This is a genomic window from Amycolatopsis sp. NBC_01286 (genome assembly GCF_035982555.1).
In the GTDB taxonomy this organism is placed as follows: Bacteria; Actinomycetota; Actinomycetes; order Mycobacteriales; family Pseudonocardiaceae; genus Amycolatopsis.
The window spans coordinates 1,613,482-1,639,457 of the sequence record NZ_CP108428.1; the positions used below are offsets into that span (position 1 = coordinate 1,613,482).

The 25,976-nt window shown below is 68.8% G+C and carries 33 protein-coding genes; 5 read left to right on the top strand and 28 right to left on the bottom strand.

Annotated features, from left to right (window positions below):
* Window positions 1-4: 4 nt before the first annotated feature.
* From rplE to OG570_RS07760, 19 genes are all read right to left on the bottom strand, one after another.
* The gene (gene rplE, locus OG570_RS07670) at window positions 5-568 is read right to left on the bottom strand and encodes a 50S ribosomal protein L5 (protein WP_247060525.1); all 564 of its coding nucleotides are present in this window, start codon (window positions 566-568) and stop codon (window positions 5-7) included.
* Complete coding sequence (gene rplX / locus OG570_RS07675) at window positions 568-882, bottom strand: 50S ribosomal protein L24 (protein WP_326946017.1); 315 nt, start codon at window positions 880-882, stop codon at window positions 568-570. Before rplX ends, rplE begins: the two co-directional genes overlap by 1 nt.
* A gap of 3 nt (window positions 883-885) precedes the next feature.
* The gene (rplN, locus tag OG570_RS07680; protein WP_004558867.1) at window positions 886-1,254 is read right to left on the bottom strand and encodes a 50S ribosomal protein L14; all 369 of its coding nucleotides are present in this window, start codon (window positions 1,252-1,254) and stop codon (window positions 886-888) included.
* A gap of 94 nt (window positions 1,255-1,348) precedes the next feature.
* Complete coding sequence (rpsQ, locus tag OG570_RS07685) at window positions 1,349-1,627, bottom strand: 30S ribosomal protein S17 (RefSeq protein ID WP_013222609.1); 279 nt, start codon at window positions 1,625-1,627, stop codon at window positions 1,349-1,351.
* The gene (gene rpmC / locus OG570_RS07690) at window positions 1,624-1,872 is read right to left on the bottom strand and encodes a 50S ribosomal protein L29 (protein WP_247060522.1); all 249 of its coding nucleotides are present in this window, start codon (window positions 1,870-1,872) and stop codon (window positions 1,624-1,626) included. Before rpmC ends, rpsQ begins: the two co-directional genes overlap by 4 nt.
* On the bottom strand, window positions 1,872-2,291 hold the full coding sequence (rplP, locus tag OG570_RS07695) for a 50S ribosomal protein L16 (protein WP_004558864.1): 420 nt from the start codon (window positions 2,289-2,291) through the stop codon (window positions 1,872-1,874). The genes rpmC and rplP overlap by 1 nt, the downstream gene beginning before the upstream one ends.
* A 3-nt stretch (window positions 2,292-2,294) precedes the next feature.
* The gene (gene rpsC, locus OG570_RS07700; protein ID WP_247060521.1) at window positions 2,295-3,116 is read right to left on the bottom strand and encodes a 30S ribosomal protein S3; all 822 of its coding nucleotides are present in this window, start codon (window positions 3,114-3,116) and stop codon (window positions 2,295-2,297) included.
* Window positions 3,116-3,529, bottom strand: coding sequence for a 50S ribosomal protein L22 (rplV, locus tag OG570_RS07705; protein WP_247060520.1), 414 nt, complete (start codon window positions 3,527-3,529; stop codon window positions 3,116-3,118). The genes rpsC and rplV overlap by 1 nt, the downstream gene beginning before the upstream one ends.
* A gap of 28 nt (window positions 3,530-3,557) precedes the next feature.
* Entirely contained in the window at window positions 3,558-3,839 is a 282-nt protein-coding gene (gene rpsS / locus OG570_RS07710) for a 30S ribosomal protein S19 (protein ID WP_026468892.1), read from the bottom strand.
* Window positions 3,840-3,857: 18 nt separating this feature from the next.
* Window positions 3,858-4,694, bottom strand: a complete 837-nt coding sequence (gene rplB, locus OG570_RS07715; RefSeq protein WP_247060519.1) for a 50S ribosomal protein L2 — start codon at window positions 4,692-4,694, stop codon at window positions 3,858-3,860.
* A gap of 14 nt (window positions 4,695-4,708) precedes the next feature.
* Window positions 4,709-5,020, bottom strand: a complete 312-nt coding sequence (gene rplW / locus OG570_RS07720; protein ID WP_091618496.1) for a 50S ribosomal protein L23 — start codon at window positions 5,018-5,020, stop codon at window positions 4,709-4,711.
* A complete protein-coding gene (rplD, locus tag OG570_RS07725) occupies window positions 5,017-5,706 on the bottom strand; it encodes a 50S ribosomal protein L4 (RefSeq protein ID WP_247060518.1) in 690 nt (229 codons plus the stop codon). Before rplD ends, rplW begins: the two co-directional genes overlap by 4 nt.
* A complete protein-coding gene (rplC, locus tag OG570_RS07730; RefSeq protein ID WP_247060517.1) occupies window positions 5,703-6,359 on the bottom strand; it encodes a 50S ribosomal protein L3 in 657 nt (218 codons plus the stop codon). The genes rplD and rplC overlap by 4 nt, the downstream gene beginning before the upstream one ends.
* A 31-nt stretch (window positions 6,360-6,390) precedes the next feature.
* Window positions 6,391-6,696, bottom strand: coding sequence for a 30S ribosomal protein S10 (rpsJ, locus tag OG570_RS07735; RefSeq protein ID WP_003102098.1), 306 nt, complete (start codon window positions 6,694-6,696; stop codon window positions 6,391-6,393).
* Between the two features lie 409 nt (window positions 6,697-7,105).
* The gene (tuf, locus tag OG570_RS07740) at window positions 7,106-8,299 is read right to left on the bottom strand and encodes an elongation factor Tu (RefSeq protein ID WP_326946016.1); all 1,194 of its coding nucleotides are present in this window, start codon (window positions 8,297-8,299) and stop codon (window positions 7,106-7,108) included.
* 129 nt (window positions 8,300-8,428) lie between these two features.
* Complete coding sequence (fusA, locus tag OG570_RS07745) at window positions 8,429-10,528, bottom strand: elongation factor G (protein ID WP_326946015.1); 2,100 nt, start codon at window positions 10,526-10,528, stop codon at window positions 8,429-8,431.
* 63 nt (window positions 10,529-10,591) lie between these two features.
* Entirely contained in the window at window positions 10,592-11,062 is a 471-nt protein-coding gene (gene rpsG, locus OG570_RS07750; protein ID WP_247060514.1) for a 30S ribosomal protein S7, read from the bottom strand.
* Complete coding sequence (gene rpsL, locus OG570_RS07755; protein WP_003102113.1) at window positions 11,062-11,436, bottom strand: 30S ribosomal protein S12; 375 nt, start codon at window positions 11,434-11,436, stop codon at window positions 11,062-11,064. Before rpsL ends, rpsG begins: the two co-directional genes overlap by 1 nt.
* 383 nt (window positions 11,437-11,819) lie before the next feature.
* Complete coding sequence (locus OG570_RS07760) at window positions 11,820-11,978, bottom strand: hypothetical protein (protein ID WP_247060512.1); 159 nt, start codon at window positions 11,976-11,978, stop codon at window positions 11,820-11,822.
* 165 nt (window positions 11,979-12,143) lie between these two features.
* Between OG570_RS07760 and OG570_RS07765 the strand changes: the two genes are divergently transcribed.
* Genes OG570_RS07765 through OG570_RS07780 form a run of 4 tightly spaced genes read left to right on the top strand, consistent with a single transcriptional unit; the run spans window position 12,144 to window position 14,953 of the window.
* A complete protein-coding gene (locus OG570_RS07765; protein WP_326956076.1) occupies window positions 12,144-12,698 on the top strand; it encodes a YbaB/EbfC family nucleoid-associated protein in 555 nt (184 codons plus the stop codon).
* Window positions 12,698-13,039 (top strand): hypothetical protein, encoded by a 342-nt coding sequence (locus OG570_RS07770; RefSeq protein WP_247060508.1) that lies wholly within the window; start codon window positions 12,698-12,700, stop codon window positions 13,037-13,039. The genes OG570_RS07765 and OG570_RS07770 overlap by 1 nt, the downstream gene beginning before the upstream one ends.
* Window positions 13,040-13,049: 10 nt before the next feature.
* A complete protein-coding gene (locus OG570_RS07775) occupies window positions 13,050-14,303 on the top strand; it encodes a hypothetical protein (protein ID WP_326956078.1) in 1,254 nt (417 codons plus the stop codon).
* Window positions 14,304-14,305: 2 nt separating this feature from the next.
* Entirely contained in the window at window positions 14,306-14,953 is a 648-nt protein-coding gene (locus OG570_RS07780) for a hypothetical protein (RefSeq protein ID WP_326956079.1), read from the top strand.
* A 3-nt stretch (window positions 14,954-14,956) separates the two neighbouring features.
* Here the strand turns inward: OG570_RS07780 and OG570_RS07785 are convergent, their stop codons facing one another.
* On the bottom strand, window positions 14,957-15,181 hold the full coding sequence (locus OG570_RS07785; protein WP_247060505.1) for a hypothetical protein: 225 nt from the start codon (window positions 15,179-15,181) through the stop codon (window positions 14,957-14,959).
* 67 nt (window positions 15,182-15,248) lie between these two features.
* Between OG570_RS07785 and OG570_RS07790 the strand changes: the two genes are divergently transcribed.
* Window positions 15,249-15,728, top strand: coding sequence for a GNAT family N-acetyltransferase (locus OG570_RS07790; protein ID WP_326956080.1), 480 nt, complete (start codon window positions 15,249-15,251; stop codon window positions 15,726-15,728).
* A 248-nt stretch (window positions 15,729-15,976) separates the two neighbouring features.
* Here OG570_RS07790 and OG570_RS07795 read toward each other — a convergent pair whose 3' ends face one another.
* The 8 genes from OG570_RS07795 to OG570_RS07830 form a co-directional block, all read right to left on the bottom strand.
* Window positions 15,977-16,210 carry a hypothetical protein gene (locus OG570_RS07795; protein ID WP_326956082.1) on the bottom strand — a complete coding sequence of 78 codons (234 nt, stop codon included), beginning with the start codon at window positions 16,208-16,210 and terminating at the stop codon, window positions 15,977-15,979.
* A 25-nt stretch (window positions 16,211-16,235) separates the two neighbouring features.
* Entirely contained in the window at window positions 16,236-16,442 is a 207-nt protein-coding gene (locus OG570_RS07800) for a hypothetical protein (RefSeq protein ID WP_326956083.1), read from the bottom strand.
* Between the two features lie 26 nt (window positions 16,443-16,468).
* Window positions 16,469-18,154, bottom strand: a complete 1,686-nt coding sequence (locus OG570_RS07805; RefSeq protein WP_326956084.1) for a hypothetical protein — start codon at window positions 18,152-18,154, stop codon at window positions 16,469-16,471.
* A 68-nt stretch (window positions 18,155-18,222) separates the two neighbouring features.
* The gene (locus tag OG570_RS07810; protein WP_326956085.1) at window positions 18,223-20,070 is read right to left on the bottom strand and encodes a hypothetical protein; all 1,848 of its coding nucleotides are present in this window, start codon (window positions 20,068-20,070) and stop codon (window positions 18,223-18,225) included.
* A 365-nt stretch (window positions 20,071-20,435) separates the two neighbouring features.
* Window positions 20,436-21,773, bottom strand: a complete 1,338-nt coding sequence (locus OG570_RS07815) for a DUF4407 domain-containing protein (protein WP_326956086.1) — start codon at window positions 21,771-21,773, stop codon at window positions 20,436-20,438.
* Window positions 21,763-23,154 carry a hypothetical protein gene (locus OG570_RS07820; protein ID WP_326956087.1) on the bottom strand — a complete coding sequence of 464 codons (1,392 nt, stop codon included), beginning with the start codon at window positions 23,152-23,154 and terminating at the stop codon, window positions 21,763-21,765. The genes OG570_RS07815 and OG570_RS07820 overlap by 11 nt, the downstream gene beginning before the upstream one ends.
* Entirely contained in the window at window positions 23,151-25,172 is a 2,022-nt protein-coding gene (locus tag OG570_RS07825; protein ID WP_326956088.1) for a hypothetical protein, read from the bottom strand. The genes OG570_RS07820 and OG570_RS07825 overlap by 4 nt, the downstream gene beginning before the upstream one ends.
* Window positions 25,172-25,864: a hypothetical protein gene (locus OG570_RS07830; RefSeq protein ID WP_326956089.1), complete on the bottom strand. Its 693-nt coding sequence runs from the start codon at window positions 25,862-25,864 to the stop codon at window positions 25,172-25,174. Before OG570_RS07830 ends, OG570_RS07825 begins: the two co-directional genes overlap by 1 nt.
* Window positions 25,865-25,976: the final 112 nt, after the last annotated feature.

The window sequence follows — 25,976 nt, forward strand, 5'->3', positions numbered from 1 at the left end:
CGGCTCAGTTCTCCTTGAACGGGAAGCCGAGCTTGCGCAGCAGCGCCCGGCCCTCGTCGTCGTTCGTGGCGGTCGTGACGACGGTGACGTCCATGCCGCGCGGGCGGTCGATGGAGTCAGGGTCGATCTCGTGGAACATCGACTGCTCGTTGAGACCGAACGTGTAGTTACCGTGGCCGTCGAACTGCTTCGGCGAAAGCCCGCGGAAGTCGCGGATACGCGGCAGCGCGATGGTCAGCAACCGGTCGAGGAACTCCCACATCCGGTCGCCGCGCAGCGTGACGCGCGCACCGATCGGCTGACCCTCGCGCAGCTTGAACTGCGCGATGGACTTGCGAGCCTTCCGGACCTCGGGCTTCTGGCCGGTGATCAGGGCGAGGTCCTTGACCGCACCGTCGATCAGCTTGCTGTCGCGAGCGGCGTCACCGACGCCCATGTTCACGACGACCTTCACGACGCCCGGGATCTGGTGGACGTTGACGAAGGAGAACTCCGCCTGCAGCTGGCCCTTGATCTCTTCGCGGTAGCGCACCTTGAGGCGCGGCGCGACCTTCTCTGCGGTGGTCATCAGATGTCCTTACCGTTCCGGCGCGAGATCCGGACCTTCTTGCCGTCCTCGCCGATGCGGTAACCCACCCGGGTCGGCTTGCCGTCCGCGTCGACCACCATCACGTTCGAGATGTGGATGGCGGCCTCCTGGGTGACGATGCCACCGGACTGCGCGCCGCGCTGGGTCTGGCTGATCCGCGTGTGCTTCTTGATCCGGTTCACGCCCTCGACCAGCACTCGGTCGCGCTCGGGGTAAGCCTGGATGACCTTGCCCTTGGCGCCCTTGTCCTTGCCGGCGATGACGACGACCGTGTCGCCCTTCTTCACCTTCATGACTTACAACACCTCCGGCGCGAGCGAAATGATCTTCATGAACTTTCGGTCACGCAGCTCGCGGCCCACCGGGCCGAAGATGCGGGTGCCGCGGGGCTCGTTGTCGTTCTTGATGAGCACGGCGGCGTTCTCGTCGAACCGGATGTAGGAACCGTCCGGACGACGACGCTCCTTGACCGTGCGGACGATGACCGCCTTGACGACGTCGCCCTTCTTCACCCCGGCAGCCGGGATGGCGTCCTTCACGGTGGCGACGATGATGTCGCCGATGCCGGCGTAGCGCCGCCCGGAGCCACCGAGAACCCGGATGCAGAGGATTTCCTTCGCACCCGTGTTGTCGGCTACCCGAAGCCGCGACTCCTGCTGGATCACGTCAACTCCTGTATGTCGCGCCGGTTCTCGCCAGCTCGTGAAAGGTCACAGTGAGCGAGCCTTGCGGAACTAAGGACTCTCGAGAGAGCCCTGCTTACTTGGCCTTCTCCACGATCTGCACCAGGCGCCACCGCTTCGTCGCCGACAGCGGGCGGGTCTCCATCAGGGTGACCCGGTCGCCCACGCCCGCCTCGTTGTTCTCGTCGTGCACCTTGACCTTGGTGGTGCTGCGAACGACCTTCGAGTAACGGGGGTGCTTCTTGCGGTCTTCGAGCTCGACCACGATCGTCTTGTTCATCTTGTCCGAAACCACGTAGCCCTCGCGGACCTTGCGGTCGTTCCGGGCCGGCGTCTCGGTGGTGGGCTCGCTCATGCGGCACCTTCACTCTCGGCGTCGGGGGCCACGGACAAGCCGAGTTCGCGCTCGCGCATGACCGTGTAGATCCGCGCGATGTCCGTGCGGACGGTGCGCAGACGGCGGTTGTTGTCGAGCTGCCCGGTCGCCATCTGGAAGCGGAGGTTGAAGAGCTCCTCCTTGTATTCCTTCAGACGCAGGACGAGCTCTTCCGCGGTGAGCTCACGCAGCTCCGATGCCAGAGCGGCACCTGCCTTCGCCATCAGAACTCACCACCTTCACGGGTCACGATGCGGCACTTCATGGGCAGCTTGTGGATCGCGCGACGGAGCGCCTCGCGGGCGGTCTCCTCGTTCGGGAAGCTGATCTCGAACATCACGCGACCCGGCTTCACGTTGGCGATCCACCACTCGGGCGAACCCTTACCGGAACCCATGCGGGTTTCGGCCGGCTTCTTCGTCAGCGGGCGGTCCGGGTAGATGGTCGTCCACACCTTGCCACCACGCTTGATGTGACGGGTCATGGCGATACGAGCGGACTCGATCTGCCGGTTCGTCACGTAGCTGTGCTCAAGCGCCTGGATGCCGTACTCGCCGAAGCTGACCTTCGTGCCACCCTTGGCGGCGCCGTGGCGCTTCGGGGAGTGCTGCTTCCGGTGCTTGACCCTGCGCGGGATGAGCACGTCTCAGCCCTCCGTCTTTTCTGCGGTCTCGGTGGCCGGGGCCGCCTCGGTCGTGGCGGCAGCGGCGGCGCGACCGGCTTCGGTCGAGGTGGCGGTCGTGCCCGACGCGCCGGAACGACGCGGACGGGCCGGCCGGTCACTGCGCTCGCGACGCGGCGCGCGCTCGGCGGCGTCACGGGCTTCGCGGGCCTTCAGGCCACCGACGAGCTCACCCTTGTAGATCCACACCTTGACGCCGATGCGACCGAACGTCGTCTTGGCCTCGAAGAAGCCGTAGTCGATGTCGGCGCGCAGCGTGTGCAGCGGGACACGGCCGTCGCGGTAGTGCTCGGAGCGGGACATCTCGGCACCGCCGAGACGACCGCCGCACTGCACGCGAATGCCCTTGACCTGCGGCGAACGCATGGAGGTCTGGATCGCCTTCCGCATCGCGCGGCGGAACGCCACACGGTTGGAGAGCTGCTCCGCGACCGCCTGGGCGACCAGCTGGGCGTCGGCCTCGGGGTTCTTGACCTCGAGGATGTTCAGCTGGACCTGCTTCTTGGTCAGCTTCTCCAGCGCGCCGCGGATCCGGTCGGCCTCCGCGCCGCGGCGGCCGATGACGATGCCCGGCCGGGCGGTGTGGATGTCGACGCGGACGCGGTCACGGGTGCGCTCGATCTCGACCTTGGAGATGCCGGCGCGCTCCATGCCCGTCGCCAGCAGCTTCCGGATCTTGACGTCCTCGGCCACGTACTCGGCGTACTGCTTGTCGGCGTACCAGCGCGACTTCCAGTCCGTGGTGATACCCAGGCGGAAACCGTGCGGGTTGATTTTCTGGCCCACTACCGGCCACCTGCCTTCTTCTTGCTCTGAGCCTTCTGCGCGGCGGCCGGACGCGACTCCACCTCGACGGTGATGTGGCTGGTCCGCTTGCGGATCCGGTACGCGCGCCCCTGGGCCCGCGGGCGGATGCGCTTGAGGGTCGGGCCCTCGTCGGCGTACGCGTTCTTGACCCAGAGCGTCTCCGGGTCCAGCTGAAGGTTGTTCTCGGCGTTGGCCACGGCGCTCGCGAGCACCTTCGCGACCGGCTCGCTCGCCGCCTGGGGGGCGAAGCGGAGCACGGCCAAGGCGTCGGCGGCGCTACGTCCCTTGATGAGCTCGATGACCCGGCGCACCTTGGTAGGCGAATCCCGGACAAAGCGAGCCCGCGCGTAAGCCACAGGCAGAGCCTCGGCTACGTCGTTCTGGGCGTTCATCGCTAGTTCCTTGATCTCTCGTGCCCGCTCAGCGGCGGCGCGACTTCCGGTCGTCCTTGATGTGACCCTTGAAGGTCCGAGTCGGGGCGAACTCCCCCAGCTTGTGACCCACCATTGCCTCGGTGACGAACACCGGGACGTGCTTGCGGCCGTCGTGCACCGCGATCGTGTGACCCAGGAAGTCCGGGATGATCGTGGACCGACGCGACCAGGTCTTGATGACGGTCTTCTTGCCCGACTCGTTGAGAACGTCCACCTTCTTGAGCAGGTGGTCGTCCACGAAGGGGCCCTTTTTGAGGCTACGTGGCATGTTCTTCTACCTCCCTGCTCAGCGCTTGTTCTTGCCGGTACGGCGACGGCGGACGATCATCGCGTCGGATGCCTTGCGGCGACGCGTGCGACCTTCGGGCTTACCGTTCGGGTTGACGGGGTGACGACCACCGGACGTCTTGCCCTCGCCACCACCGTGCGGGTGGTCGACCGGGTTCATGACGACACCACGGACCGTGGGGCGCTTGCCGCGCCAGCGGTTGCGGCCGGCCTTGCCCCAGTTGATGTTGGCGTGCTCGGAGTTGCCGACCTCGCCGATGGTGGCGCGGTTGCGCACGTCCACGTTGCGGATCTCACCCGAGGGGAGACGCAGCTGGGCGTACGGACCGTCCTTGGCGACGAGCTGCACCTTCGCGCCCGCGGACCGCGCCATCTTCGCGCCGCCACCGGGGCGGAGCTCGATCGCGTGGATCACGGTACCGACCGGGATGTTGCGCAGCGGCAGGTTGTTGCCCGGCTTGATGTCGGCGCGGGGGCCGTTCTCAACCGTGTCACCCTGGCGAAGCTTCTCCGGTGCGATGATGTAGCGCTTCTCACCGTCGGCGTAGTGCAGCAGCGCGATGCGAGCGGACCGGTTGGGGTCGTACTCGATGTGCGCGACCTTGGCGGGAACGCCGTCCTTGTCGTTCCGGCGGAAGTCGATCAGCCGGTACGCACGCTTGTGGCCACCACCCTTGTGCCGGGTGGTGATCTTGCCGGACGAGTTGCGACCGCCCGTGCCGCTCAGCGGACGCAGCAGCGACTTCTCGGGAGTCGAGCGGGTGATCTCGGCGAAATCCGAGACGCTCGAACCGCGACGACCCGGGGTCGTCGGCTTGTACTTGCGGATGCCCATGTCAGCTCAGTCCTTTACGCGGTGGGTCCGCCGAAGATCTCGATCGCCTTGCTCTCAGGCGAAAGAGTCACGATGGCGCGCTTCGTGTCCTTGCGCTTGCCGAAGCCTGCGCGAGTCCGCTTCCGCTTGCCCTGGCGGTTGGCCGTGTTGACGCTGACCACCTTGACGCCGAACACCTTTTCGACCGCGATCTTGATCTGGGTCTTGTTGGCGTCCGGACGAACGATGAACGTGTACTTGTGGTCCTCGAGCAGTCCGTAGGACTTCTCGGAGATCACCGGCGCGAGCAAGATGTCGCGGGGATCGGCAATGGCGACCGAACTCACTGCTCGTCACTCCCTTCCGAAACCTCGCTCGACCGCGCGGAAGCCTTCGCGCTCTTGCCCCGGGCGGGGCCGGCGACGAAGCCGTCGTAAGCGGCCTTGGTGAACACGACGTCGTCGTTGACCAGCACGTCGTAGGTGTTGAGCTGGTCGAACCAGATCAGGTGAACCTCGGGGAGGTTCCGCAGGGAAACCCAGCTGTACTCGTCGTCCCGGTGCAGCACCACGAGCACGCGCGTCGCCTGCGTCACCGCGGCGAGAACGGCCTTGGCGGCCTTCGTGGACGGCTTCTCACCCGTCACCAGTTCGGTGACGATGTGCAGCTGGCCGGCGCGAGCCCGGTCCGAGAGGGCGCCACGCAGAGCGGCGGCCTTCATCTTCTTCGGGGTGCGCTGGGAGTAGTCACGCGGCGTGGGGCCGTGGACGACGCCACCGCCGACGAACTGCGGCGCACGGGTCGAACCCTGGCGGGCACGGCCGGTGCCCTTCTGGCGGTACGGCTTCTTGCCGCCACCGCGAACCTCGCCACGGGTCTTCGTGTCGTGCGTGCCCTGGCGGCCGGCGGCCTGCTGGGCCACCACCACCTGGTGCATCAGCGCGACATTGGCCTGCACGTCGAAGATCTCCTCGGGGAGGTCCACGGTGCCGTCGGCTTTACCGGCCGGGGTCTTCAGCTCGACGCTTGTCATTCGGAGTTACCACCCTTCGCGGCGCTGCGCACGAACAGCAGGCCGCCCTTGGGACCGGGCACGGCGCCCTTGATCAGCAGCAGGCCGTCCTCGGCACGCACCGCGTGCACGGTCAGGTTCTGCGTGGTGACGCGGTCGGAACCCATCCGACCGGCCATGCGCACGCCCTTGAAGACGCGGCCCGGGGTGGCACAGCCACCGATCGAGCCCGGCCGACGGTGCACGGCCTGCGCACCGTGGCTCGCGCCCTGGCCCTTGAAGCCGTGGCGCTTCATGACGCCCGCGTAGCCCTTGCCCTTGCTGGTACCGGTGACGTCGACCTCGACGCCGGCGGCGAACACCTCGGCGGTGATCTCCTGGCCGACCTCATAGGTCTCGGCGTCGGTGGTGCGCAGCTCGGCAAGGAAGCGGCGCGGCGTCACGCCCGCCTTGTCGTAGTGGCCGGTGCGCGGCTTGTTCACCCTGCGCGGGTCGACCGCGCCGAACGCCAGCTGCACGGCCGTGTAGCCGTCCTTGTCCTGGGTCCGAACCTGGGTCACCACGTTCGGACCGGCCTTGACGACCGTGACCGGGACGACCCGGTTCAGTTCGTCGAAGACCTGGGTCATGCCGAGCTTGGTGCCCAGGATGCCCTTCATTTGCCTGTCAGACATGAGTCTCTTATCTCCGCCGCTCGCCCAACGCTTACTGGATGTTGACGTCGACGCTCGCCGGCAGGTCGATGCGCATGAGCGCGTCGACCGTCTTCGGCGTCGGGTCGAGGATGTCGATCAGACGCTTGTGCGTGCGCATCTCGAAGTGCTCGCGCGAGTCCTTGTACTTGTGCGGCGAGCGGATGACGCAGTAAACGTTCTTCTCAGTGGGCAGCGGCACCGGCCCGACAACACGGGCGCCGGTGCGCGTGACCGTCTCCACGATCTTGCGCGCCGAGGTGTCGATCGCCTCGTGGTCGTAGGCCTTGAGCCGGATGCGGATCTTCTGTCCCGCCATGGTGGCTGCTCGTTCCTTGTCGTCTCGTGCCGCTATCTCACAAAACCCGCCCCGGATGTTGCCATCCGGTCCCGAGTTTCCGCAGTTCAACGGCCCTGTCCCCGGTCCACGCGGTCGGGCGTGTCGCGCCCGACGCACAGACGGATCCCGCGGGATCGTCGTCTTGCCTGGTCTTCCTCAACGTGAGGAGGCTATGTGCCGACACGCTTTTGCAAGCACTGCCGGCTCACCGCCTTTGCCCGCTCGCCTCACCCGAAGGAAAGTGCTCCGCGGACCGTGGCCACTCGCACCGAGGCGGCCGGATCCCCGAAGGGATCGGCCGCCCCAGGACGAGCAACCTGAATAGTGTCGCACACGTGATTTGACGCCCCGGACCCGGGGGTGTATCAGCCCCGGGCGGGGCGCCGAATCACTTGATGATCTTGGTGACCTGACCCGCACCGACGGTGCGGCCACCCTCGCGGATGGCGAAGCGCAGGTTCACGTCCATGGCGATCGGCTGGATCAGCGCCACCGAGATGTCGGTGTTGTCGCCCGGCATGACCATTTCGGTGCCCTCGGGGAGGGTCACGACGCCGGTCACGTCCGTGGTGCGGAAGTAGAACTGCGGGCGGTAGTTGTTGAAGAAGGGGGTGTGACGGCCACCCTCGTCCTTCGACAGGATGTAGACCCGGCCCTCGAAGTCGGTGTGCGGGGTGGTGGTACCCGGCTTCACGACGACCTGGCCGCGCTCGACGTCCTCACGCTTGATACCGCGGACGAGGAGGCCGACGTTGTCGCCCGCCTGGCCCTGGTCCAGCAGCTTGCGGAACATCTCGACACCGGTGACAGTCGTCTTGGTCGACTTCTCCTTGATGCCGACGATCTCGACCTCTTCGTTCACGTTGACCACGCCACGCTCGACGCGGCCGGTGACGACAGTGCCGCGACCGGTGATCGTGAAGACGTCCTCGATCGGCATGAGGAACGGCTTGTCGAGCTCGCGCACCGGGTCCGGCACGTTGTCGTCGACAGCGTTCATCAGCTCGAGAACGGCTTCGCCCCACTTCTCGTCGCCCTCAAGGGCCTTGAGGCCCGAGACGCGCACGACCGGAGCGTCGTCGCCCGGGAACTCCTGCGAGGACAGCAGCTCACGGACCTCCAGCTCGACGAGCTCGAGGATCTCCTCGTCGTCGACCATGTCGGCCTTGTTCAGCGCGACCACGATGTAGGGCACGCCGACCTGGCGGGCGAGCAGCACGTGCTCACGGGTCTGCGGCATCGGGCCGTCGGTCGCCGCGACCACGAGGATCGCGCCGTCCATCTGAGCGGCACCGGTGATCATGTTCTTGATGTAGTCAGCGTGACCGGGGGCGTCGACGTGCGCGTAGTGACGCTTCTCGGTCTGGTACTCGACGTGCGAGATGTTGATCGTGATACCGCGCTGACGCTCTTCGGGCGCGTTGTCGATCTGGTCGAACGCACGCGACTCGTTGAGCGCCGGGTACTTGTCGTGCAGAACCTTGGTGATCGCCGCGGTCAGCGTGGTCTTGCCGTGGTCGACGTGACCGATGGTCCCGATGTTGACGTGCGGCTTGCTCCGCTCGAACTTCGCCTTCGCCACTGGAATGTCCTCCTGGACTGATTTCGCTTTGTGCTCGGGGGCCGGCGTGGCTGCCGACCCCCGAATGTTCCTTCGTCGGTGCTGCGGACGTTCAGGAGTTCCCTTAATGCCCGCGCGCGGTGGGGGGAGTTACTCCCCCGTCGCCTTCGCGATGATTTCCTTCGCGACGTTCGCGGGAACCTCGGCGTAGGAGTCGAACAACATGGAGTAGTTCGCCCGGCCCTGGGTGCGGGACCGAAGGTCGCCGACGTAGCCGAACATCTCCGACAGCGGGACCAGCGCCTTCACGACGCGGATGCCCGCCCGCTCCTCCATGGCCTGGATCTGGCCACGGCGGGAGTTGAGGTCACCGATGACATCGCCCATGTAGTCCTCGGGCGTGGTCACCTCGACCGCCATCATCGGCTCCAGGATCACCGGGCCGGCCTTCTTCGCGGCTTCCTTCATCGCCATGGAACCGGCGATCTTGAACGCCATCTCCGAAGAGTCGACCTCGTGGTAAGCACCGTCCAGCAAGGTGAACTTCAACCCGACGAGCGGGTAGCCGGCCAGGACGCCGTACTGCATCGCGTCCTGCGCGCCCGCGTCGACCGACGGGATGTACTCCCGCGGCACGCGGCCACCGGACACCTTGTTGACGAACTCGTAGAGCGCGCCATCGGTGCGCTCGAGCGGCTCCAGCTTCACGATGACCTTCGCGAACTGGCCGGAACCACCGGTCTGCTTCTTGTGGACGAAGTCGAGCTTCTCCACCGTCTTCTTGATCGTCTCGCGGTAAGCGACCTGCGGCTTGCCGATGTTCGCCTCGACCTTGTAGTCGGACTTCATCCGGTTCACCAGCACCTCGAGGTGCAGCTCGCCCATACCCGCGATGATCGTCTGGCCGGTGTCCTCGTCCAGCTTGACCTGGAACGTCGGGTCCTCTTCGGCCAGCTTCTGGATCGCCAGGGACAGCTTCTCCTGGTCGGCCTTCGTCTTCGGTTCGATCGCGACCCGGATGACCGGCTCGGGGAACGTCATCGACTCGAGCACGATCGGGTTCTGCGGGTCCGCCAGGGTGTCACCCGTGGTGGTGTCCTTCAGCCCGATGACCGCGTAGATGTGGCCGACCTGGGCGTCATTGACCGGGTTCTCCTTGTTGGAGTGCATCTGGAAGATCTTCCCGATGCGCTCCTTCCGGTCCTTGGTCGCGTTGACGACCTGGGCGCCGGCGGCGACCTTGCCCGAGTACACCCGGATGTAGGTCAGCTTGCCGAAGAACGGGTGCGCGGCGATCTTGAACGCGAGCGCGGCGAACGGCTCGTCGACCGACGCCTTGCGGGACGCGACGGTCTCGCCGTCGGGCAGCAGGCCCTCGACGGCCGGGACGTCCAGCGGGGTCGGCAGGTAGTCGATGACCGCGTCGAGCATGGGCTGCACGCCCTTGTTCTTGAACGCGGAACCGGCCAGCACCGGGAAGACCTGGCTGGTGATGGTGAGCTTGCGGATGCCGGACTTGATCTCGGCCTCCGTCAGCTCCTCACCCTCGAGGAACTTCTCCATCAGCGTGTCGTCCGCCTCGGAGACGGTCTCGATCAGCTTCTCGCGGTACTCCGCGGCCAGCTCGGCCAGCTCGGCCGGGATGTCCTCGACGGAGTAGTCCTCGCCCTTCTGGACCTCGCCACGCCAGGTCAGCGCCTTCATGCGGACCAGGTCGACAACGCCTTCGAAGTCGTTCTCGGCACCGATCGGCAGCTGGATGACCAGCGGCCGGACGCCGAGACGATCGATGATCGTCTTGACCGTGTAGTAGAAGTCCGCGCCGAGCTTGTCCATCTTGTTGACGAAGCAGATGCGCGGGACGTCGTACTTGTCCGCCTGCCGCCAGACCTGCTCGGACTGCGGCTCGACGCCTTCCTTGCCGTCGAAGACCGCGACCGCGCCATCGAGCACCCGGAGGTTGCGCTCCACCTCGACGGTGAAGTCGACGTGGCCCGGGGTGTCGATGATGTTGATCTGGTGGTCGTCCCAGAAGGTGGTGGTGGCAGCCGAGGTGATGGTGATACCCCGCTTCTGCTCCTCCTCCATCCAGTCCATGGTGGCGGCGCCGTCGTGGACTTCACCGATCTTGTAGTTGACCCCGGTGTAGAACAGGATCCGCTCGGTGGTCGTCGTCTTGCCGGCGTCGATGTGGGCCATGATGCCGATGTTGCGGACCTTGTTCAGGTCGGTCAGCACGTCACGTGCCACGAGAGTGTTCCCCTGTTCTCAAGCTTGGGGCCCGGCATGGCTTGATCGACAGCCGGGCGATCATCACCAGCGGTAGTGCGCGAAGGCCCGGTTGGACTCGGCCATCTTGTGCGTGTCCTCGCGGCGCTTCACGCTGGCACCGAGGCCGTTGGAAGCGTCGAGGAGCTCGTTCTGCAGGCGCTCGATCATCGTCTTCTCGCGACGAGCCTGCGAGAAGGAGACCAGCCAGCGCAGCGCCAGGGTCGTGGAGCGACCCGGCTTGACCTCGATCGGCACCTGGTAGGTGGCGCCACCGACGCGGCGGCTCTTCACCTCGATGGTGGGCTTCACGTTGTCGAGAGCGCGCTTCAGCGTGACGACCGGGTCGGTGCCGGACTTCTCGCGAGCGCCTTCGAGCGCGCCGTACACGATGCGCTCGGCGAGGGAGCGCTTCCCGTCCTTCAGCACCTTGTTCACCAGCTGGGTGACCAGCGGGGAGGCGTAGACGGGGTCGGAGATCAGCGGCCGCTTGGGGGCCGGACCCTTGCGGGGCATTAGCTCTTCTCCTTCTTCGCGCCGTAGCGGCTGCGCGCCTGCTTGCGGTTCTTCACACCCTGGGTGTCGAGAGAACCACGGATGATCTTGTAGCGGACACCCGGAAGGTCCTTCACACGACCACCGCGCACGAGCACCATCGAGTGCTCCTGCAGGTTGTGGCCCTCACCGGGGATGTAGGCGGTGACCTCGATGCCGCTGGTCAGCTTCACACGCGCGACCTTGCGCAGCGCCGAGTTCGGCTTCTTGGGGGTCGTGGTGTACACGCGAGTGCACACGCCACGCCGCTGCGGGCTCCCCTTGAGGGCCGCGGTCTTCTGCTTGGCAGCCTTGTCCTGGCGGCCCTTGCGGACCAGCTGCTGGATCGTGGGCAATGGACCAGCTTCCTGTCGTGATCTTGCTTCTACGTGTCTTCACCGGCCCCCGCGGTCGGGCGTGTCGGCCCGCGTCACGGTCTCTCGACCGGTAACTTCCCGTAGGGATTTTCCGTCGCAACCCCGACCTGCCGAAGCCGGTGACCGGGTGCCTGAGCACCCCGCCCATGCCGCACGGCACGCGGAGCGGCCCGACGCCTGCCGGGCACGGTCTCCAAAGATACCCGCCCATCTACCGGACGGGCGAAGCGGGGGGTCTGAAGGTCGACGAACCCTCAGCCTACCTCTCAACACGGGCGGAGCGCCGGACATTCCGCAGGGTGGCGCGGCCGGGCCCGACAGGGCCGGGAACGCCGCCACGGCCCCGTTTCGCGCCCCGCCGCTCAGTCCTCTTCGGGCTTCGCGTGGTCCGGCTTGCCCGGGTTCGGGTCACGCGAGAGATCGATCAGCGGGTGCACACCGGCCCCCTCGGGCGCCGCGTGGCTGCCGCTCTGCTTGCGGTCTTCCTCTTCGGACCGTCCGGCCCCTTCGGTGCTGCTCATCACACACTCCTAGCGCTTGTCCCCTGCTTCCCCTTGCGGCCGAAACCTACCCATTTCCCGATCGGGTGACGCAGTGGGATCGGATCCGCCGTTTCCCGCGTCACACCGTCGCCGAGGGGCCACGATGGGTGGACCACGTACCGGGCGTTCGGGAGGAAGCAGGACATGTCGGCGGAGTTCGACCAGCTGGTCGCCGAGTTCCAGCGGTTCGAGGCGGGTGTCCGGGACGCCGACGAGCGGTTCGCCGGGCTGGACGCGATGCGGCAGGAGCTGACCGGGCTGCGGGCGACCGCGGCGTCGCCGGACGGCGGGGTCACGGTGGTCACCGGGCCGGGTGGCGCGGTCCTCGACGTCACGTTCACCGACGCGGCGCTCGCGAAGGGGCCGCAGGCGCTGTCGGCGGCCCTGATGGCGACGCTGCGGGAAGCCGTCGGCGCGGCCGCCCGGCGGCAGGCCGTCATCGTCCAGGAGCACGTGGGCGACGACGGGCTCGTCGAGCAGGTCCTCGAAACGCAGGCCGAGGCGTTCGGAACCAGCGTCGAAGAACTGCGGTCGAAGCTGGCGGAAGAGACCGCGCCGCCGATCGCAGCTCCCGAGGACTTCTCCGAAGACCGGGTCCTGCGGAAGGCCGACGCCCCGGATCCGCCGGCGGCCCCGCCCGCGAGCGGCGGGTCCGCGGGCGACAGCTTCCTGCGCAACCTGTTCGAGGAGGAGGACTGATGCCCGACGGTGCCGGTGGTTACCAGGTCCGGGTGGACGCGCTGCACAGCTACGCCGGCGTGCTCGGCAAGTACCGCGAGCAGGGCGCGAAGTTCACCGAGAAGGTCGGCCAAGCCGACGTCGGGGACAAGTCCTGGGGCGTGGTGGGCTTGTTCACCAAGCACGGGTACGACGAGACGCTGCGCGAGCTGCGTGACCTGCTGGGGTCGATGGCCGACGGCCTGACCTCGGCGCAGGAGAAGTTCACCGACGCGGCGCGCGTCTACCAGGGCACCGAGGACGACCACAAAGCCTTCTTCGGGCAGGTCGAGGTCCTGCTCGACGGGCCGAAGAAGCCGTAGGGGGACGACGATGGCGGAGTTCCAGGACGTCGCGAGCGGCGTCACGGTCAAGCCGGACGACCCGGCCACCGTGCTCGGGGTGAACGCCGGCAACGCGGTCAAGGCGACGCCGTTCGCGGGCAGCGCGGTGACCGTCGGCCAAGACGCCGTCTCGGTGGTCAAGGCCGTCGCCGCGCCGCACCCCGACGGCGCGGACATCACGCTCGGGCTCACCTCGATCGCCACCGACACGGCGGGTTTCATCCAGTCGAGCTCCAGCACGATCACCGACATCGCCACCGACCCGCTCGGCTGGCTCGTCGGCCAGGGGCTGAACTTCCTGCTCAGCGCCGTCCAGCCGATCCAGGACGCGATCCACTTCGTCAGCGGCGACGGCCCGGCGCTCGGCGTCGCGGCGGAGAACTTCACCGCGATCGCCACCGGTCTGGACCAGCTGGCGAAGAACTTCGCCGAGGTCGCCGACTCTTCGCTCGCGCAGTGGCAGGGCGACGCGGGTGACGCGGCCCGCCGGTCGCTCGGCGAGTTCGCGCACGGCATCGGCGGCGTCTCCGCGAAGTCCGGCGATCTGGCGCAGATGCTGCAGCTGAGCAGCATGCTGATGAGCTTCGTCGAGGACCTGATCAAGGCGATCCTGACCGAGCTGATCACCTGGCTGATCATGATCTGGGTGCCGGCGCTGGCCGCCGCGGTGCCGACCTGCGGGGCGTCGGTGGCCACCGCGGGGACGGCGTCCGAGGTCAAGCTCGGCACCACCACGGCGAAGACGACGCAGAAGGTGTCGAAGGTCCGCGAGCTGCTGCAGAAGATCCTCGCCTGGCTGGAGAAGATGAAGGCCGAGCTGGCCGCGTCGAAGCTCGGCCGGGTGTTCGCCGGCTCCGACACGGGCAAGGCGCTCGCGAAGATCACCAAGGGCAACGAAGGCCGGACGCTGCTCGAGAAGGCCATGGGTGAGAACGGGATGCTCGGCAAGCGCTGGGCCAAGGCCTGGGAGAACCCGGTCAAGGACGCGGCGGGCAACATCCAGTACACGCCGACGATCCTGAAGACCGGCGCCACCGAGGTCCTGAAGAAGGGCGGCGAGGCCGCGGTCAAGGGCGTGCTCGGGTTCGACCCGGCCAACCCCGGCGACAACCCGGCCAAGACGGTCAACGACCACCTCGGCAAGCTCAACAGCCACGTCAAGAACGCCAAGAAGGCGAGCGACTACGGCGAAACGGGCCGGGACCAGCCGGACGACGAGACCCGCGCGGACCTGGACTTCTGACGATGCACCTCGCCGATGGTGGCGGTACCGGAGCGGTGATCCTCGGGATCGCGCTCGTCGTGGTGGTGGTCGCGGCCGTCGTCGGGCTCTGGTGGCGGTCGCAGACGAAGTCCTCGGAGAACCGGAAAGAGCACTGGTTCAAGGCCTTCGCGGCCGAGTGCGGGGGCACGTTCCACAGTGGCGTCCCGGGCGAGGAGGGCGCGGCGCCGACGTTCGGCGTCGTCCACCCGACCGGCCGGCCGCTGGCGGACCACCCGCGGGAGACCTGGGTCGAGTTCCGCCACCGCGACCGGCCGGTGATCGGGATCGACGACCAGGAGCCGTACCGCAACTTCGACGACCACACCCACCTGCGCGACACCCACGTCACCCAGGTGCGGGTGCCGGAGTGCCCGGAGCTGCGGATCGTCGCCGGCCGGGCGATGACCATGCCGACGCTGCCGCCGGACTCGCGCCTCGAGGGCGAGCTCGCCCGCTGGCTGGCCGCGAACCCGCGGTTCGTGCAGCGGGACGTCGTCGTCGAGCACGGGTCGGCGCGGACCTGGGGCCCGGGCTGCGCGACGCGGCAGAACCTCGTGGCCGAGGCCGACTACCTGGCCGACCTGGCCGGGAACCTGCCCGCGGCGCTGTGGGAGCACTCGCCGCGGTAGCCGTCAGCGGCGGCGGGACGTCAGGTGCGTGAGGCCGGCCGACAAGGCGAACACCACGCCCAGGCCCACGACGTACGGCCCGGCGAGCAGGGCGAATCCGGCGCCGATGTTGGCGTCCGGCTCGTCGGAGGTGGCCCGGAAACCGATCGCGCCCACCGACAGCAGGACCGCACCCGCCGTGATCAGCAGGACGGCCACGATCGTGAGGCGCTTCGTGACAGGCGTCATGCCTTCATGGTGCCCGGGGTCGGGCGCCGCCGCTGAATTCGGTGGACAGCTTCCCCAGGATGGGGACGTGGAGTGGAACATCACCGAGGTCCCCGTCAGTCACCCGGACGCCGTCGCGATCATGCGCGAGTACATGGAGGAAGTCGCTTCGCGGTACTACGGCCGTCCGGTCACCGACGCGGAGATGGCGATCGCGCTGGCCGACGAGCCGGGCACCGACCTGGTCGCCCCGACCGGGGCGTTCCTGCTGGGATCGTGGGACGGTGTGCTCGCCGGCTGTGTCGGCACCCGCCTCCTCGAGCCGGGGGTCGGCGAGCTGACGAAGATGTACGTCAAGCCCGCCCACCGCGGCTCGGGAGCGGCCCCGCGGCTGGTCGCGGCGGCCGAGGACGCCGCCCGCCGGCTCGGCGCGCGGCACATGCGGCTCGACACCCGCCACGACCTCGTCGAGGCCCGGGCGCTCTACGCACGGACCGGGTACGCCGAGGTCGAGCCCTTCAACGACGACCAGTACGCCGAGCACTGGTTCGCGAAAAGTCTGGCCTAGCAACGGTCTTCCCGAGTGGCTCGTCGCCGACGCCGCGAGGCCACGGCTCCCGCAGGTGGCGGCGCTCGTCGGACTTCGCCCCCCAGTCGTAGACGACCGTCGCGGTGCCCGTGCCCGCCAGCTCGTACGTCACCTGCCGGCCCGAGGGCGCCGGCGGTGTCGACGTCGAGGTCGCCGTCGCCGTGATCGTGCGCGGGACTCCCGGAGAGAGTGGCGGCCCCCGGCCGGAGCGGGGGCCGCCGGGTGGGTCAGAAGGAGGGCAGGATCTTGCCCGGCACTCCGTTGATCGACTGGAGCAGGCCGAGTGCCGGGACGCCGAGCGGGGCGAACGTCCAGATGTTGTTCAGGCCGCTGGTGTCCGGCTCGTCGACCACGGTGACGCCGCCCGGGGCGTCGGCCGCCAGTGCCGGCGCGGCCGCGCCGAACAGGACCGCTCCGGCGAGCACCGCGGCACCGGCCGCGCGCGCGAGTGTCTTCTTCATCGTTCCCAACCTTTCTGTTCTGTACTCAGGAAATCGCGGTGATGAGCCCGAACACCGGCGCGAGCAGGCCGACCGGCTGGCCGATCGGCGCGAGCACGCCGCCGAGGTCGAGGCCGGGCGCGACCCAGACCGAGCCGTCGGTCGGGTCGGCACCGGCGACGCCATCGGCCAGGCCGGTGAGCACGGTCGCCGCGGCGAGCGGCAGCAGCACGCGGGCAGCGAGACGCTTCATGAGAACTTCCTTTCGGGACAAGGGGTTCAGCGGAGAACCGACGTGATCGGCACGATGGTTCCGTCGGGCACCCACTGGCCCGCGTAGTCGCGGTCCATCACCATTCCGGTGGCGTGGGGTTCGGTGGGGTACATCGGCATGGCGTTGACCTGGGCGGCCGCGAAGATCTGGACGTCACCCGCCGGGCTGCCGGCGCCGAGCCAGCTGCGAAAACCGCCGGCCGACGGGCTTTCGCCGCCGAAGCGATCGCCGACCGCGACGGCGTACCCGACCGCGGTCGCTTCCCGCGGGTCGAACCGCAGCGGCAGCGACGCGCTCGCCACCGCGTTGACGATCGGGCCGTTGAGCAGCCACGGCGCCAGGTAGAGCCCGTACTGGTGGGTCGGCTCCAGGCGTTGCGACTCGGCGGCGCGCGTCATCGCCAGGTACGCCGGGGCCCAGCCGGCGACGACGACGAGCGCGGTGTCCGGCCCGGCGTCCGGCTGCACGGCCAACCCGGTGCGCGCCGCCGTCTCGCGCACCAGCTTCGCCGCCGCGACGCCGCGGGGTGAGTCGTCCTCGACCAGCGTGATCGCCGACGGCTTGCGCCCCGCGAGGAACTCGACGAGCTTGACCAGCGCCCCGCTGTCCGCCGGCGTCAGCGCGCCGGACGGGCACGCGGTCAGCACGTCGGACCGGCCGGCGACCAGGCCGCCGAGCGCCGCCGCCGCGCACTCCGGCGCGTCGGCGTCGGTGATCGACGGGCCCGGCGTCTCCCCCGCGTCGACCTCGACGACCGTCGTCGTGTCGCCGCGGTGGATCTCCAGGTCACTGCGCCCGGCCGGCAGGTCGACGTCGGCCCAGGTGCCCTCGGCCCCGGCCCGCACCACGGCCTTGGTGAGCACTCCCCCGCGCACGCCGGCCGACAGGTCCTCGCCCGCGCTCGCCGGGAAGTGGACGAGGTTGCGGCCCGGCCGCTGCGGGCTGACCAGCACCGGGAAGCCCGCCTGGTCGGCCAGCAGCGGCACCCCCGGCACGGGCAGCGGCGGCGGCGCCGGAATCGCGCCGAGCGCACTCCACGCGACGAACCCGAGCGCGACGCCGACCGCGCCGAACCGGTAGGCGCGCCCGTGCAGGACCGCCGCGAGCCCGGTCACCACCAGCGGGAGGACCACGACGGCGAGCACCGCGATCCCGAAGACCGTGCTGTGGAGCCGCCGGTCGAAGCCGACGCCGGACACCCCGAACCGCACCGTGCCGGCGAGGACCAAGAGCCCGCCGAGGGTGAGGGCCAGGGGGCCGGGCCGGACTGACGACGTCGGGACGGGCCCATTCACCGCGAAGCCGAACCAGACGGCGGCCCCGGCGACGAACACCGAGTCGAGCGCGAACCCGACGCCGGAACCGCCCGACGACGTCTCCAGCACGACCAGGACCAGCAGTGCGACCGAAGCCCAGCGGCCGGCCTTCGGCCACCGGACGAGGATCGGCACCGCGACCGCGAGCACGACGTGGACCGCGAGGGCGACGACGTTGACGTCGACCGCGAACTCCGAGGCCACGGCGAGCGAGGCGGAGGTCCCGCCCAGGACGTACAGCGTGCGGCGCGCCGGCCCCGGCACCAGCCCGCCACCGGCGAGGAACGCCGTCGAAAGCAGCAGCGCCAGCCGCAGCACCAGCGCCAGGACGTCCACTGTGGACGAACCGGTCGGCGCGGCGTGGTCGTGATCCATCAGGACTCCCAGGTCGGGGGTCGTGAGTGCGTAACAGTGTTAGAACACTGTTACGCACTCACGACGGGCTACTTGACGTTCGCGTCCGCGACCACGAACAGCTCGGAGTGCGGCTTGGCGTTGCCGAAGTCCCCGTGCGGCCACGACTTGCGGTTGAAGTTGATGCCGACCTGCCCGGTGAACTCGTCCCGGAAGCCAGGGTCGACGGCGATCTTCCCGTCCGGCCCGATGTCCAGCAGGTTGACCTTGTGGTCACCGTCCAAACCGGACCGTGCGACGAAGTAGTTCGACACCGCGAGGTGCTGCGGCGTGTCCGTTTCGTGGTAGAAACCGTCGCTGCCGAGCGCCAGGTTGTCGTAGGCGCCCCAGTGCGGGCCCGCGCCCGGCGTGCCGGGGTTGATCGGGGCCGCGCCGACGACGGTCGGCAGGTCGCCACCCCCGCCCTGCTGCGCCTTCGCCTTGGTGTCGACCCGGCCCTGGATGTCCTCGATCCGGTCACCGGCGGCGAGCAGCTTCCGGATGTCGAGGACGTAGACGCCGCCGGTGGTGCCGGGGTCGTCCGCCGAGAGCGTGCCCTTCTGCCGCCCGACGATCGCGCGGTAGAGGTACTTGTCGTCCGGGCTCGTCTGGATCCAGCCGCCGTTGGAGCTGGCGCCGTTCGAGTCGTTGTTCGGGTAGATCGCCTTGTTCGCGGTGCCGTCGTCGAACACCTCGATCCAGTGCGGCTCGGCCGCGGTGATGTCCGGCGTGTAGAACACCGCGCCGCCCTGCATGGTCTGGGCGAACGCGCCCTTGTGTCCGGGCAGGTTCGTCACGGTCGTCTCCATGACCGCGCGGCTCTCGGCGTGCAGCGGGTCGGCCGGATCGGCACGCGGGCCGTCCTGCAGGTACGACACCGACTTCAGCTTCGGGTGGTTGCGGTCGGCGATGTCCCAGGTCCGCACGGTCGGCCGGCGCAGGTACGGCGACGGCTGCTTCACCGGGTCGAGGATGATGTTGCGCGGCTCGGCGTAGTCGCTGGTGACGAGCGTGTTGAGGTCCTCGCGGGCCTGGATGCCGTGCGGGTTGGCGCACGTCGGCTTGCCCAGCTGCGGCAGGTTGTCGCAGAGCTTCCGGTTGTCGCCCTGCGGGGTCGCCGCCGGAGACTCCGAGAGCACCTGCGCGTTCTGTCCGAAGTGGACGACCTCGCCGGGGCTGCCCGCGAAGCCGTTGCCGATCTGGGTCGAGCCGTCGGCGTAGCTGTGCGGGCCGGGCACGACCGGGCCGCCCATGTACGTGCCGTACGCGGTGCCGTCCTTGAGCACCCAGTAGGCGTCGGGGACGCTGCCGCCGAGGGTGTTGGTCGGCAGGCTGACGCCCTTGAGCTTGAGCTGCGGCAGCGCGCTGACGTCGAAGGCGTACGTCGCGGCGGCGAACAGCGCGCCGGCGTAGACGGTGTCGCCCTTGTGCCACACGTACTGCATGTGGTGCGGCTCGTTCTCGACCAGCGGGCCGACGGTCGCGGTGTTGACGACCTTGCCGTAGGTCGGCGACCCCTGCGTCGCGTCGATCACGGCGAGGAAGTCCGGGCCGGGCAAGGCGTTCTTGATCTTGTTGAGCCCGCCGCCGAGGGTGCCCGGCAGGTTCTTGACGTCCTTGACGAGGGTGTCGGCGATGTTCTCGTCACCGGCCCAGACCAGCAGCCACTTCTTCGGCGTGCCCTCGGCGCGCGCCGCGAGATCCTTCGTCACCAGGTGGTTCTGCACCCAGTACTGCTTGCCGTCGGACGCCGTCTTCGCGTCCGTGATGGTCTGGACGTCGGCGTAGGCGCCGGTGGCCGACCCGGTGTACGTGACCGCGCCGACGGCGAGGGCGAGCGCCGCGGCGCCGGTCACCACCTTTCGCCACCGGCCGGGACGCAACGGTTTCGATCGCATTCGTCTCCCTGTTCTCATTTCCCGGGCGGAAAAGGGCGCGCCGAACCACCGATTCGCCGGGGATCGTTGGGGCACAACGGAAAGTGTCACCAGCCGGGACCGGCGGACACCGGCGGAATATTCGCGCCAAGCGGGCAAAGCGTCCAGCCGTGATCAAAGAATGAGAAACGACCCGAGCGGGTGAATGTCCCACGACTCGGACCGAGTTGCACGCCACCATTGCGCCGAAAGGGTGAGCGCCGCGGTTGGGCAACCGTTGGACCACCCGGCGGCGTCACGGTTGGCCACAATGGCGCAGCCCCGACGCCTGAACGTCGAGGCTGCTCGTTACCTAATCGTTATGGATTCCCGGGAACTCGTGCTGACTACTGGCTGCGCAGTTTCGCGGCCAACTTGTCGATCTCGGCGTCCAGGTCCGACTCACGCCGGGCCCGGGCGGACCGGTCGGCCTCCTCGATGCTGTCGATCCTCGTCCGAAGGTTGTACTCGGTGCGCTGCAACCAGACGTCGTTGTCGGCTGTGTCCTGCCGCTCCCGCAGCGTGACGTGCTTGTCGTGCAGCCGCCGGGCGACCTCGACCTGCCTCGAGACGAGCACGTCGTAGGCCGTCGACCCGCTCATCAGCTTCGTCAGCACCGGGAGGCAGTCGATCGCGATGAGGAGCAGCCGCACGAGCCATTGCGCCGCGAACACGAACCCGCTGCGGTCGGCCAGCCGCTCGAGCGCGGCGGATTCATCGAGGATGCCGATCGTGCCCTGGTGTTCGCGCATCGCCGTGACCTTCGCGGTGATGGCCGCGCTGACCTGCTGGCCGGCGGTCTGCTGGGCACTTCCCAGTTTCTTGGTCAGCTCGTCGATCCGACCGTTCGCGGCGGTCAGGTCGGCCTGGCGCTTGTCCAACTGGTTGTCGGTGCGGAAACGGTCCGCCACCGTCCGGTTCCGGTCGCATTCGGGGCCGTCACCCGCGACGCCCGTGAGCCCGTCACCCCGAGCGCCACTGCATTCCCCACGCGCCAGCTTTTCTAGTGCGTCCCACTGGCCGTAAAGGCCGTCGTACTCCTTCTTCGCCGCGTCGCGGTTCTTGACGGCCTTGTCCAGCTCCTCCTTCGCCGCCTCAGGCGAGTCCTTGATCGTCAACTGGTAGTTGGCGCAGTCATCCGTCTTCAGCGCCGGCGCGCCTTCGGGGTTGCAACTCCGGTACTGGCTTTCGTAGACCGATAGCTCGTGCTCCCGCCCGTCCAGAACCTCCTTGTGGATGGCGGGCGAGAAGATCCACAGCACCAACGGTTCCGCGATCACCGCGCCCATGAGCAGCGAGATCACGAGCCGGGGCACGAATACCTTGGCCTTGCCCCCGCCGAGCATCCCGTGCGTGCTGGCGATCAGCCAGCCGTCGAAGCTGATGATGACGTAGGCCCACAACGCCCCGGCCGGCACCAGGAAGATCCACGGCACAGTCGACAGGCTGGAGAGCGCCACCAGCAGCGACACTCCGGCGAGCAGGCCGGTGTTGAAGACGATGGCACCGAGGCGCGTGTACCGCGGCCGCTCCTCCGGCACCCAGTCCAGGATCTCCTCGCGGATCCCAGCCAGGGCCCGCAGCCGCCGCCCGAGCCCGCGGTGCGGGTCCACCGGCCGGTACGTCCCGAGCGGGACGTCCGGCGGCAAGGCGCCCCGCGCAGGCGCCTCGGTGTCAACTGACATCCTCTTCCCTCACCCCGGTGTCGTCGTCTTCTACGCCGTCTTCAGCGGCGGGCGCCGCCTCGGCGCGCTCGCCGGTAGCCAGCTCCTCCGGCTTGCGGCCCTGATCGAGCCGATCGGGGGGCTTGGTCCCGGTGAGCTTGGTGATCAGCAGGTTCGGGTCAAGGTTCGTCATGTCGAGGTAGCCGTGCTTGCCGAGCTCCCGGATGACCTCGAGGGTGATCTCCTCCTTGCGCCGGGTTTCGGCCCTGACCAGGCCGTGGTCCTCCCGCCGCCACTTGCGGTCTTCCCGGGTCTGGTCCCGCTCCCACCGGCGTTGCTCGTTCCGCTGCTCGATCTCGTAGAGCCGCTCTTCGTGCTTCCGGTCGAACTCGGCCTGCCGGTCGGTGCGCTCGATCTCGGTGCGGTAGCGGTTCTCGGTCAGGAGTCGCTCGGCCAGGTCGGCCGCGTCCAGCGAGCCGGTGACGTACGCGTTGGCCAGCGCACTGTCCGGGTTGTCGCGGATGATCTCGGCCAGCGCCGTGATCTCCGCGCGGTCGTGCCCGCGCTGGTCCCGGTCAAACGCCTTCCGGTCGGCCAGCCGGTCGAGCTCGTATCCCTGCCGTTCGGCCCCGACGGTTCCTTCGTGGTGGACGCGTTCCCGATCCAGCCGCTGCTCGTGAACCAGCCGTTCGCTGCCGAGCAGCTGGTCGTGCCCGGTCTGGTCACGTTCGAGATGATGGCCGTTGTGCTGGCGCTCGGTGGTCAGCGTGTGGTCCAAGCGCTGCTGCGTCGTGTCCAGCTCGTACTGGTATTCGATGCTCCGGCGGTTGCCCATGAGCTTCTGGTACTCGACCGGCGTCAGCACCTCGACGCTGCGCAACTCCACGGCGATCCCGGAGATCACCGGCGGCTTGAGCGTCGTGAAGGCCTTCACCTGGGCATTGACGTCCCGGCGGACCTCGTTGACCTGGTCGAGCCGGTACTCGAGACCGAGTTCGAAGATCCGGTGGTGGCTCTTGAGGTAGGCGCGTAGGAGCGTCTGCGCGTCACCACGTCCTTCACGCACGACGCTGATGGGATTGGTCACGGTGCAGACGAACGTGACGCGCATGGTGAAGTCGTCGGCCTCGGCGCACGGGATGGCCAGCTCGACGAGCACCTCGGCGTCGCGAGTCAGGTCCACCAGGCTGACGTGCGTGGCGTTGACGACCTGTTCCTCGTCCAGGCGCCGCTGGGCGCTGTCGAGGATGTACTCGCCGTCCACGCGGTAGACGAACACATGGTGCGCGTTCGGCCTGGGCAGCTCGCCGTGGTCGCGGAACTCCTTGCGCCAGAGCCACTTCCCCTTCACCCGCGCGGGGTCCAGGGAGCGCTGCTCGACGATCGGGTAGGGATGGGTCATGGCAGGGCGGTGGCCTCTCGGTGCAGGTGGGCGATCGCGGCGAGCAGGTGCTCGACCAGCGGTGAACTGTCTTTGTGAGTGCGGGCTTCGAGTGCTGCAAAGTCCGTGCGGAGCAGGTCGGCTTCACCGGCTGGCAAGGCGTCCGAAATGGCCGCGCCCAGCGCGGTCGCGACGGCGACCGGGTCCTCACAGAGGTGCTTGAGGTCGTCGAGGGACGCCCGCAACACGGTGAGCGCCCGTTTGCGGGTCGGCCGGTTGCAAAGCGCGGCGGCCCACAGCCGGCCTTCGACGGGCGCGGCACGGTCCAGCGCGGCGCAAAGGTGCTCGATTGCGGCGTGCCGGCCGGCGATCCGGTCTCGCGCGGAGAGCACGCTGAGGATCGCCCGCGTGGTCGCACGGATGTACCCGGGCGTGGCCCCCGGCTTCGCCAGCCGTCGCAGCTTCCCGTCGAGCAACGTCAGCACGACCCCGGCGTCCTCGGTGCGCTTGGTGAGGGTGACGAACAGGCCGGCGAGCGCAACGTGCGCATCCCCTGTGACGGTGTGGCTCTGCAGGATGAGCTGCCACAGGCGGTTGGCGGCCTCGTGCGGGTACCGGGCGCCGAGCTCCCCGCTCAGCGCGACCGCCCCGGTCCACCGTTCTGCCGGGCTGCCGCGGCCCGCCCAGTGTGCGGCCAGTTGGAGCGCCTCCGGGGCGAGCGCCTCGTCGTAGCTCAGCAACCACAGCACGTGCGTCGCAGTGGTCTGGCCTGGCCAGCCCTGGCGCCCGTCGGCCCAGGGCGCCAAGATGTCGTCGACCTCGTCGAAGGCGGACCTCGCCAGCTCGGCGAGGCCGGCGGCGACGCGTAGCCCTTCCTTCGGCATGACTTCGTCCAGCCACGCGGAGACGCCGTCCCAGAACGGCGCTTCCTCGCGAGCCCACAATTCCGCCAGGACGAACCCGCGGTACCTCGGCTCCTTGAACCGGGGGCAGTGCCGCGCGACGCCGTCCGTGCCGACCCGCTCGATCTTGATCAAGCTGTCGTGCGCGTAGAGCTTCAGGCGGTGCTGCCGGAGCAGCTCGGGTTGCGTGCGTTCGAGGGCGTCCGGCTCCCCGCCGGCGACCGTCTCGGCGAGCTTGCCTTCGAGCTGGGTGAGCGCGGACTCGAACGTGCGCTGGCGAGCCCCGTCGAGGAAGGCCAGCGCGGTGACGGCCAGGTAGTCCCGCTCGTCCCGCTCTTCGTCGAACCAGATCCGGACCTGGTCCTGCAGCGACGCGTCCAGTTTCGGGAGCGCCTCGGCGACCGCCGTTCCGTCGGCGATGTCGGCCGCGACGCCGACGAGGTCGTGCAACTGCCCACCGTCCGGCCAAGCCCGCAGGACCTGCTCGATCACGTCCTCGCGGTCCGCCCGGCCGGCGAGCCGGGCGCGCAGCACCGTCCGCAGGTCGGGCGGCTCCCAACGCACCTGGGCCACGGAGTCGACTTCGCCCTGCTCGGTCGGCGTGGTCGTCGTGACTACCAGATAGGCCTCCTGGTCGCGAACGCGGTCGCGCACCGTGCGCCAGGTGAAGTCGACGTCGGCGGTTTTCCGCTCCGCGATCCGATCCGCGATGATGTAGCCGCTCCCGGCCGCGTACTCGCGCTCGGCCAAGCTCTTCAGCCGGTTCATCGGGGACAGCACGTACAGCGGGCCGCCGGTGACCTCGCGCAGCAGAGCGGTCGCCCCGGCCCGCTTCCCGGTTCCCCGGCTCCCGTGCAGGCCGACGACGTGGTCCTTGCCCAGCGCGGTGAGCGCGGTGTCGTAGCAGCCGGGAGGTACGTAGCCGCGCAGTTCGGCCACGACGTCGGCGTCGTCGAGCATGCCGGCGGCCGCCTTGACCCGTTCCGGCCGCCGCGGGCCGATGCCGAACTGGGCGCCGTCGGCGTAGATCGGCCCGTTGAATTGGTTCACCGCACGGGTGAGCTGTTCGGTGTAGTCGTCGCCGAGCGCCGGATCCGGCGCCTCGGCCGGCGTCTCCGCCGGTTCTTCCTCGCTCATCAGCCGCGCTTGATCCCGAAGACCGCGTCGCGCGCGTCGACACTTCCGTTGAGCACGGTGATCGCCTCGGCGCGGTACTGCTGACCGGCCGGGGCGACCACCGCGGCGGGCGGCTGCTCCGGCGGATCCGCGGCGAGGGTGGCCCCGTGTACGTCGTAGCCCGGCACCCGGAGCCATGCGACGTCGGTGTATTCCTTCTGGCGCACCACGACTTCCCGGAACTCGGCCGGTTTCAGAGAGGTGTGCCGCTGGGCCACGACGTCGGTGTAGATCTGCCGCGAGACGACCACGGCCAGGTCGGCTTCCGGGAACGCATTCAGGGCGGCGCGAAGAGGCGCACTGTCGACAAGGCGGCTGACGCCGACGACGCCCTGCCCCGTCCAGCCGTTCGCGCCGGGCATCGCCACCCCGTGGTGGATCGCGATCCGGATTCGCATCCGGGCTTCGGGTGCCAGGTCGTGGTTGTGGTCGGCGAGTCCGGCGACCAGCTCGCGGACGTAGTCGTCCGTGACGGCCGGTTCGGGCACGGCACCGGGCAGGATCGCCAGTTCGCCGTCGCCGGCGCCCTGCCGGTGCCAGGCCGACCGGTCCAGGCCACACCGGGTGGCGGCGGTGTTCGCCACGCTGAGCAAGCCGGACTGGATCGCGGCGTGCTGCTGGTCGTCCCGGCTGCCGTAACCCTGCACGTCCATGGAAACGAGAAGATGGCGAGTGAAATCGCTGGCACGAGCCAAGGTCATTGTCCTTTTCGGATCTGGTGGGAGTGAGCGCAGAGTCTGCCTCCACTCCGTGACCAAGACTCCG

What these genes read in the sequence shown, in the direction of transcription:
- rplE (WP_247060525.1), bottom strand. Translation starts at nt 568, where the DNA reads ATGACCACCGCAGAGAAGGTCGCGCCGCGCCTCAAGGTGCGCTACCGC.
- rplX (WP_326946017.1), bottom strand. Translation starts at nt 882, where the DNA reads ATGAAGGTGAAGAAGGGCGACACGGTCGTCGTCATCGCCGGCAAGGAC.
- rpsQ (WP_013222609.1), bottom strand. Translation starts at nt 1,627, where the DNA reads ATGAGCGAGCCCACCACCGAGACGCCGGCCCGGAACGACCGCAAGGTC.
- rpmC (WP_247060522.1), bottom strand. Translation starts at nt 1,872, where the DNA reads ATGGCGAAGGCAGGTGCCGCTCTGGCATCGGAGCTGCGTGAGCTCACC.
- rplV (WP_247060520.1), bottom strand. Translation starts at nt 3,529, where the DNA reads ATGAACGCCCAGAACGACGTAGCCGAGGCTCTGCCTGTGGCTTACGCG.
- rpsS (WP_026468892.1), bottom strand. Translation starts at nt 3,839, where the DNA reads ATGCCACGTAGCCTCAAAAAGGGCCCCTTCGTGGACGACCACCTGCTC.
- rplB (WP_247060519.1), bottom strand. Translation starts at nt 4,694, where the DNA reads ATGGGCATCCGCAAGTACAAGCCGACGACCCCGGGTCGTCGCGGTTCG.
- rplD (WP_247060518.1), bottom strand. Translation starts at nt 5,706, where the DNA reads ATGACAAGCGTCGAGCTGAAGACCCCGGCCGGTAAAGCCGACGGCACC.
- rplC (WP_247060517.1), bottom strand. Translation starts at nt 6,359, where the DNA reads ATGTCTGACAGGCAAATGAAGGGCATCCTGGGCACCAAGCTCGGCATG.
- rpsJ (WP_003102098.1), bottom strand. Translation starts at nt 6,696, where the DNA reads ATGGCGGGACAGAAGATCCGCATCCGGCTCAAGGCCTACGACCACGAG.
- rpsG (WP_247060514.1), bottom strand. Translation starts at nt 11,062, where the DNA reads ATGCCCCGCAAGGGTCCGGCCCCCAAGCGGCCGCTGATCTCCGACCCC.
- OG570_RS07760 (WP_247060512.1), bottom strand. Translation starts at nt 11,978, where the DNA reads ATGAGCAGCACCGAAGGGGCCGGACGGTCCGAAGAGGAAGACCGCAAG.
- OG570_RS07765 (WP_326956076.1), top strand. Translation starts at nt 12,144, where the DNA reads ATGTCGGCGGAGTTCGACCAGCTGGTCGCCGAGTTCCAGCGGTTCGAG.
- OG570_RS07770 (WP_247060508.1), top strand. Translation starts at nt 12,698, where the DNA reads ATGCCCGACGGTGCCGGTGGTTACCAGGTCCGGGTGGACGCGCTGCAC.
- OG570_RS07775 (WP_326956078.1), top strand. Translation starts at nt 13,050, where the DNA reads ATGGCGGAGTTCCAGGACGTCGCGAGCGGCGTCACGGTCAAGCCGGAC.
- OG570_RS07780 (WP_326956079.1), top strand. Translation starts at nt 14,306, where the DNA reads ATGCACCTCGCCGATGGTGGCGGTACCGGAGCGGTGATCCTCGGGATC.
- OG570_RS07785 (WP_247060505.1), bottom strand. Translation starts at nt 15,181, where the DNA reads ATGACGCCTGTCACGAAGCGCCTCACGATCGTGGCCGTCCTGCTGATC.
- OG570_RS07795 (WP_326956082.1), bottom strand. Translation starts at nt 16,210, where the DNA reads ATGAAGAAGACACTCGCGCGCGCGGCCGGTGCCGCGGTGCTCGCCGGA.
- OG570_RS07800 (WP_326956083.1), bottom strand. Translation starts at nt 16,442, where the DNA reads ATGAAGCGTCTCGCTGCCCGCGTGCTGCTGCCGCTCGCCGCGGCGACC.
- OG570_RS07805 (WP_326956084.1), bottom strand. Translation starts at nt 18,154, where the DNA reads ATGGATCACGACCACGCCGCGCCGACCGGTTCGTCCACAGTGGACGTC.
- OG570_RS07810 (WP_326956085.1), bottom strand. Translation starts at nt 20,070, where the DNA reads ATGCGATCGAAACCGTTGCGTCCCGGCCGGTGGCGAAAGGTGGTGACC.
- OG570_RS07815 (WP_326956086.1), bottom strand. Translation starts at nt 21,773, where the DNA reads ATGTCAGTTGACACCGAGGCGCCTGCGCGGGGCGCCTTGCCGCCGGAC.
- OG570_RS07820 (WP_326956087.1), bottom strand. Translation starts at nt 23,154, where the DNA reads ATGACCCATCCCTACCCGATCGTCGAGCAGCGCTCCCTGGACCCCGCG.
- OG570_RS07825 (WP_326956088.1), bottom strand. Translation starts at nt 25,172, where the DNA reads ATGAGCGAGGAAGAACCGGCGGAGACGCCGGCCGAGGCGCCGGATCCG.
- OG570_RS07830 (WP_326956089.1), bottom strand. Translation starts at nt 25,864, where the DNA reads ATGGACGTGCAGGGTTACGGCAGCCGGGACGACCAGCAGCACGCCGCG.